The 6,017-nt window shown below is 37.9% G+C and carries 7 protein-coding genes; 5 read left to right on the forward strand and 2 right to left on the reverse strand.

Annotated features, from left to right (window positions below; genetic code table 11):
- Nucleotides 1-159 precede the first annotated feature (159 nt).
- Entirely contained in the window at nucleotides 160-969 is an 810-nt protein-coding gene (gene spo0A, locus PLH43_RS12735; RefSeq protein WP_324363710.1) for a sporulation transcription factor Spo0A, read from the forward strand.
- 60 nt (nucleotides 970-1,029) lie between these two features.
- On the opposite strand, the gene PLH43_RS12740 is transcribed toward spo0A, so the two are convergent.
- Both PLH43_RS12740 and PLH43_RS12745 read right to left on the reverse strand, forming a co-directional pair.
- Nucleotides 1,030-1,305 carry an HU family DNA-binding protein gene (locus PLH43_RS12740; protein ID WP_324363711.1) on the reverse strand — a complete coding sequence of 92 codons (276 nt, stop codon included), beginning with the start codon at nucleotides 1,303-1,305 and terminating at the stop codon, nucleotides 1,030-1,032.
- Nucleotides 1,306-1,494: 189 nt separating this feature from the next.
- The gene (locus PLH43_RS12745) at nucleotides 1,495-1,908 is read right to left on the reverse strand and encodes a universal stress protein (RefSeq protein WP_324363714.1); all 414 of its coding nucleotides are present in this window, start codon (nucleotides 1,906-1,908) and stop codon (nucleotides 1,495-1,497) included.
- Between the two features lie 318 nt (nucleotides 1,909-2,226).
- Between PLH43_RS12745 and PLH43_RS12750 the strand changes: the two genes are divergently transcribed.
- The 4 genes from PLH43_RS12750 (at nucleotide 2,227) to PLH43_RS12765 (ending at nucleotide 5,721) form a co-directional block, all read left to right on the forward strand.
- Entirely contained in the window at nucleotides 2,227-3,069 is an 843-nt protein-coding gene (locus PLH43_RS12750) for a fumarate hydratase (RefSeq protein WP_324363716.1), read from the forward strand.
- Between the two features lie 30 nt (nucleotides 3,070-3,099).
- Nucleotides 3,100-3,654, forward strand: a complete 555-nt coding sequence (locus PLH43_RS12755; RefSeq protein ID WP_324363718.1) for a Fe-S-containing hydro-lyase — start codon at nucleotides 3,100-3,102, stop codon at nucleotides 3,652-3,654.
- 110 nt (nucleotides 3,655-3,764) lie between these two features.
- Nucleotides 3,765-3,968: a DUF1858 domain-containing protein gene (locus PLH43_RS12760; protein WP_324363720.1), complete on the forward strand. Its 204-nt coding sequence runs from the start codon at nucleotides 3,765-3,767 to the stop codon at nucleotides 3,966-3,968.
- 478 nt (nucleotides 3,969-4,446) lie between these two features.
- Nucleotides 4,447-5,721: an adenylosuccinate synthase gene (locus PLH43_RS12765; RefSeq protein WP_324363723.1), complete on the forward strand. Its 1,275-nt coding sequence runs from the start codon at nucleotides 4,447-4,449 to the stop codon at nucleotides 5,719-5,721.
- The last annotated feature ends 296 nt before the right edge of the window (nucleotides 5,722-6,017 follow it).

Genomic DNA, 6,017 nt, shown 5'->3' on the forward strand with positions numbered 1-6,017 from the left:
ACTTGTGAATGAGAATTGCAAAAAAATAGTATTATTTTATAATGTTTTATATTATAATGTAAAATATAAGGAGTTTTTTGAGAGAAGGATTATAATATTAGGTGACAGACCTTATAATTATATGTTTAAAATTATTTGTATTTAAAGCGGGGTAATGTAATGAAGGGTGAGATTTCAGTTTTAATTGCCGATGATAATGTAGAATTTGCAAAATTGCTAAAGGAATATATGAACCAATATGAAGACATAGAAGTTTTAGAACTTGCAAAAGACGGTTTACAGGCCATAGAAATGGTTATATCCAAAAAACCTGATGTGGTTGTGCTTGATATTATTATGCCCAATTTAGACGGCTTGGGAGTTTTGGAAAGGCTGTCCACCATGCAGCTAGAGTACAGACCTATCTTTATTGTCCTTTCGGCAATTGGGCAGGATGTATTCGTACAAAGAGCCGTTAGTCTCGGCGCGGAATATTATATAATCAAACCTTTTGATGTTGAAGTGCTGGTTACGAGAATAAGGCAGTTGTACAGGGAAAAAACAACGTCCGTTTTCTCAAGCAAACCGATTATCAAGAATTCTGAGCTTTTAAGCGGCAACGTTGACAGAAATTATGACCTTGAAGTTGAAGTTACCAACTTGATGCATGAGGTAGGTATTCCTCCCCATATGGCCGGTTATCAGTACCTTCGAGAGGCGGTTATTCAAACTGTGAAGAATTCGAAAGTGTTTACGTCTGTGACAAAGACTTTATACCCTGCTGTGGCTGAAAAGTACAACACTACGCCTCAAAAAGTCGAAAGGGCAATAAGAAATGCCATTGAGAGTGCCTGGGCAAGAGGAAATCCCGATACGGTGGATGCGTTGTTCGGATACACCATCAATTACAGCAAAGGAAAACCTACGAATTCGGAATGCATAGCAATGATGGCCGATAAGATAAGGATAACCTTGGGGTTGAGACCATAAATAAATCTTGATAATAATCTAAAAGACCTGTCATATGACAGGTCTTTTAATAAGAATTTATTACTTGTTAACTATTTCCCTTAATTCTTTTCCTGCTTTAAATACAGGAGCTTTAGATGCGGGGATTGTGATTTCTTCTTTTGTTTGAGGATTTCTTCCTTTTCTGGCAGCTCTGTCTTTAACTATAAAAGTACCGAAGCCAACAAGTGCCACTTTATCACCGTTCTTAAGCGCTTCTTCAACAGAGGCAATAAAAGCATTCAAAGCAGCTTCACTGTTTTTTTTGCTCAGACCTGATTTAGAAGCAATAGAGTTTACCAATTCAGTTTTATTCATGTACACAACCTCCTAAATTTGGAATTCGACAATATTTTATAATGAAAATCGCGCAAAGTCAAGCAATTACAAATAATTTAATGGAATAAATCAAATTTTTTTGTAAAAAATCAATTATTAATTGCATAGTTATACATTCTGATGTATAATATATGACTAAACTTGTCAAGAACAAGCCGTCAAACAAAGTTATCCAATTCCAATTTGAGGAACAACGTGAATTTCAACATTACTCAAAAGACTTTTTAACTCGTTGTAAAAATTATTCTCTTTGTGGTCGTTGGGAGATTCCCCCATTACTATGTGGTTAATTTTATTATCCTTTGCAAAATCTACTATAGTTTGAACAATATTATCGGATTTTAAAACGGAGAGGTTGGCACCGACCGATTTTGATATTTTAAACAAATATTCCAAAGCTTCTCCCTCTTTTATGTTGTCCAAGAAGTTCCATTCATTTTTAGCAACATGTATAACAAAGAGTTCGCCCTTCAATTCGTTTCTTAAATCTGCGGCTTTTAATATCAGTCTTTCACAAGTAATCTGTTGTGTTACACATACTAAAATGTTCTGAGGTGAACTCAAGACAAAAACCCCTTTCATAAGATGCTTACGGCAAATAAATATTGAGAAAATATAAGGTCTATAAACCGCTATACAGTCAGCATAATATTTATATGCAATTTATTTAATTAAAATCAGTAAAGTTTAATCCAACAAATGGTTTGGCAGGCAATTTTGAAGCAGCCCCTTATACTTTTATTATATCAGAGATACTTAAAAAAGTCTTATCTATTTATCAAAAAATGTTTGACAAATCTTTGTACTTTGTTTGCTTGCAAAATAGGCTTTTGTGTACTAGAATTAAATTTGCGGAAAACTAAGCTTTAAAGTTGAAGAAACAAGAGGTCGGGGGATGTCATGAGAACAATTCATATTGATAGTATTATTGAAGCAGTAGAAAAGCTTTGTATCGACTCAAATTATTATCTTAACGATGATATGGTAAAAGGCCTCGAAAAAGGTTTTGAGAAAGAAGAGTCGGACAATGGCAGGGAAATTTTGAGCAAGATTATTGAAAATGCACAGATAGCAAGGGAAAGGTCCATGGCAATCTGTCAGGATACGGGAATGGCTGTTGTTTTTGCAGACATAGGCCAGGATGTACATATCATGGGAGGAAGCCTTACTGACGCAATCAATGAAGGGGTCAGAAGAGGTTATGAAAAAGGTTATCTTAGAAAGTCGGTTGTAAACGACCCGATAGAGAGGATAAACACAAAGGATAATACTCCGGCTGTGATTCATTATAACATAATTGACGGGGACAAAATAAAGATAACAGTTGCACCTAAGGGCTTCGGAAGTGAAAATATGAGTGCCCTAAAAATGCTTACACCTTCGCAGGGAATAGAAGGGGTTAAGAACTTTATAATTGAGACGGTTGAAAAAGCAGGGCCGAATCCCTGTCCTCCTATTGTCGTTGGAGTGGGTATAGGGGGTACCATGGAAAAGGCTGCGTTTTTGGCCAAAAAGGCCCTTTTAAGGCCTATAGATAAAAGAAATGACGTTCCGTATTTAAAAGAGCTGGAAGAGGAAATGCTGGAGCGTATAAACAGGCTGGGTATAGGTCCTGCGGGACTGGGAGGCAGAATTACAGCCTTGGGAGTGAACATTGAGGTGTTTCCAACCCATATTGCAGGTCTTCCGGTGGCGGTGAATATAAACTGTCATGCAACAAGACATGCAGAAGCCGTTATTTAAATGTTAGTTATTCTGTGAAAGGTGGTAAATATGAAATACATAATTGAAGCGCCTTTGACTGAAAAAAAGGCAAGAGAGCTCAGAGCCGGAAATGTTGTAAGTATCAATGGAACAATATACACGGCCAGGGATGCGGCCCATAAAAAAATGGTAAGCCTTGTACAGGAGGGCAAGCCGCTGCCCTTTGACATAAGAGACCAGATAATATATTATGTGGGTCCTTGCCCCGCAAAACCCGGTGAAGTTATAGGTTCGGCAGGTCCGACAACCAGCAGCAGAATGGACGCTTATGCTCCTTGTCTGATAGAGCTCGGGTTAAAAGGTATGATAGGCAAGGGATTGAGAAGCGAAGCGGTTGTAGATGCAATGAAAAGTTGTGGTGCTGTGTATTTTGGAGCAATTGGAGGGGCGGGAGCCCTGATTGCGAAGTCGATTGTTGCAGAAGAATTGATTGCTTTTCCCGAGCTTGGGACAGAGGCAATAAGAAAGCTTACTGTTAAAGATTTTCCTGCAATTGTAATAATCGACAGCTACGGAAACAATCTTTACAAGGCGGGCAGAGAAAAATACCAAATAGTTTCTTAGTGAAGGCATTTATAAATCAAAAAACAGGGTATATTTTTATTCAACAATAGTGTATAATAAATTTTAGGTCAGCTAGATGCTTAATATTTAAAAGATTTGGAGGGATAGAGATGAGCAAGATTACAAAGGATATGATTATAGCAGATGTACTGCAAATGGACAGAGGTACTGCTCCCATATTTATAAACAACGGAATGCATTGCCTCGGATGCCCGTCTTCAATGGGTGAGAGTATTGAAGATGCCTGTGCAGTTCATGGAATAGATGTCAACAAGCTTGTTAAGGAGCTTAATGATTATTTCGAAAATAAATAATGCCTTGGAAGCAATTAGCTCTAGAGCACTATAAACTGTTGCATTATTAGCGTTTCTTAATTAATTTTAAAATTAATATGAAATCAATCTAAAGCAAGAAAATAAGACATTTTATGTCTTATTTTTTTACGCCTTTACCTATATAAGTTTATTAGCATTTCTGCTTTAGTTACAATCAAAATCCGAACTATTCGGGGTGAATTTTGAGTGAATGTTCGTATATTTGGTTGTTTTTATGAAGTAGAAATGTTATTATATAATAGTGATTAGTTTAGGTTGTAATTAACTGATTTTGAAGTTATAATTTAAATGTTCCAAAAAATTAGGAATGCAGTACCATTAAAATATACTGGCAGCGAACAAGCTTTGTGTTTTACAGCTCCAAACGTTGTCTGAGGATAAGCCGCAATTTTATATAAGAATTTAATGCGGTTTATGAAGTTTATGGTCTGACTTCTGGAATAGGGGGAATGTTAGAATGGCTACCAGAGTTGTAGTAGGCACCCAATGGGGAGATGAGGGGAAAGGCAAGTATATTGATATGCTCGCCAAGGACTCTGACATAGTGGTACGCTTTTCAGGCGGAAATAATGCCGGACATACAATAGTGGCTAACGGTGTAAAATATGCGCTGCATCTTATACCATCAGGCATATTAAACGAAGGCAAGACTTGCATTATAGGCAATGGTGTCGTGGTAGATCCGGCAGTTTTGTTAAAAGAGATTAAGGAGCTTAATGAAAAAGGAATAGACACCAGCAGGCTTTTGGTAAGCGACAGGGCTCATGTTATCATGCCGTATCACAGGCTGCTGGATGAGCTTCAGGAGAAATTCAGGGGCAACAACTCAATAGGGACAACAAAAAGAGGTATTGGCCCGTGCTACTCTGACAAGACAGAAAGATCGGGAATCAGAATGTGCGATCTTATTGATGAAGAGGAATTTGCCGCCAAGGTAAGAGAAAATTTGAAAATTAAGAATCTCATAATTGAAAAGGTGTATGGCGGGCAAAAACTGGATGAGGAACAGGTTATATCCGAATACCTTGAATACGGAAGACAGCTTAAGGAATATGTTACAGATGTAAACAGCATTATATTTGAAGCTATAGAGCAGGGAAAGAATATATTGTTTGAAGGGGCTCAGGCCACATTTTTAGACCTTGATTTCGGGACTTACCCGTATGTTACTTCTTCCAACCCTGTGGCAGGCGGAGTATGCACGGGAGCAGGAGTCGGACCTGTCTTTATCGATGAGGTATACGGCGTTTTGAAAGCCTATACGTCAAGAGTTGGTGCAGGACCATTCCCTACGGAGCAGGACAATGAGACAGGGAATACCATAAGGGAGCTTGGATGGGAATATGGTACGACCACAGGAAGGCCAAGGCGCTGCGGTTGGCTGGACCTTGTTATGATAAAGTATGCTGCCAGAGTAAACGGGCTTACTGCGTTGGCAATAAACCATGTTGATACGATAGGGAAGCTGCCCAAAATCAAGCTTTGTGTGGCATATAAAAAGAACGGGCGTGAGACGCTTAATTTCCCGTCCAGTTTAAAAGAACTTGCCCAATGTGAACCCGTATACGAAGAATTTGACAGTTGGAATGAAGATATATCAAACATAAAATCCTTTGATGACCTTCCGGATAATGCTAAAAAGTACTTGCGCAGAATAGAAGAGATTGTTGGAGTAAAGATAAAACTGATTGGCGTTGGTAAGGAACGGGAACAGACTATTGTGGTGCAGTAAAAACTAAAAATACAGAGCGTATATATTCGTCAAGCTTGAAAACAGGTTGGTTGTTACGGTCTTGCAAACACTCAAAACTGCTCAAAAACTATGAGCAGTTTTGAATTGTTTGCGGCTAAAGAAATAGTATCCATAAAGAAATTAAAAAATTACAAAAAAATTTTAAAAAAATCAGTTGACAGAACTATATGACCTGTTGTAATATATATAACTGTGTGATGCAGAAATCGCAAGTAAGTTTGGGCCATTAGCTCAGTTGGCAGAGCACATGACTTTTAATCATGGTGTCCCGCGTT

This window comes from Acetivibrio sp. (assembly GCF_035371925.1).
GTDB lineage: Bacteria > Bacillota > Clostridia > Acetivibrionales > Acetivibrionaceae > Hungateiclostridium.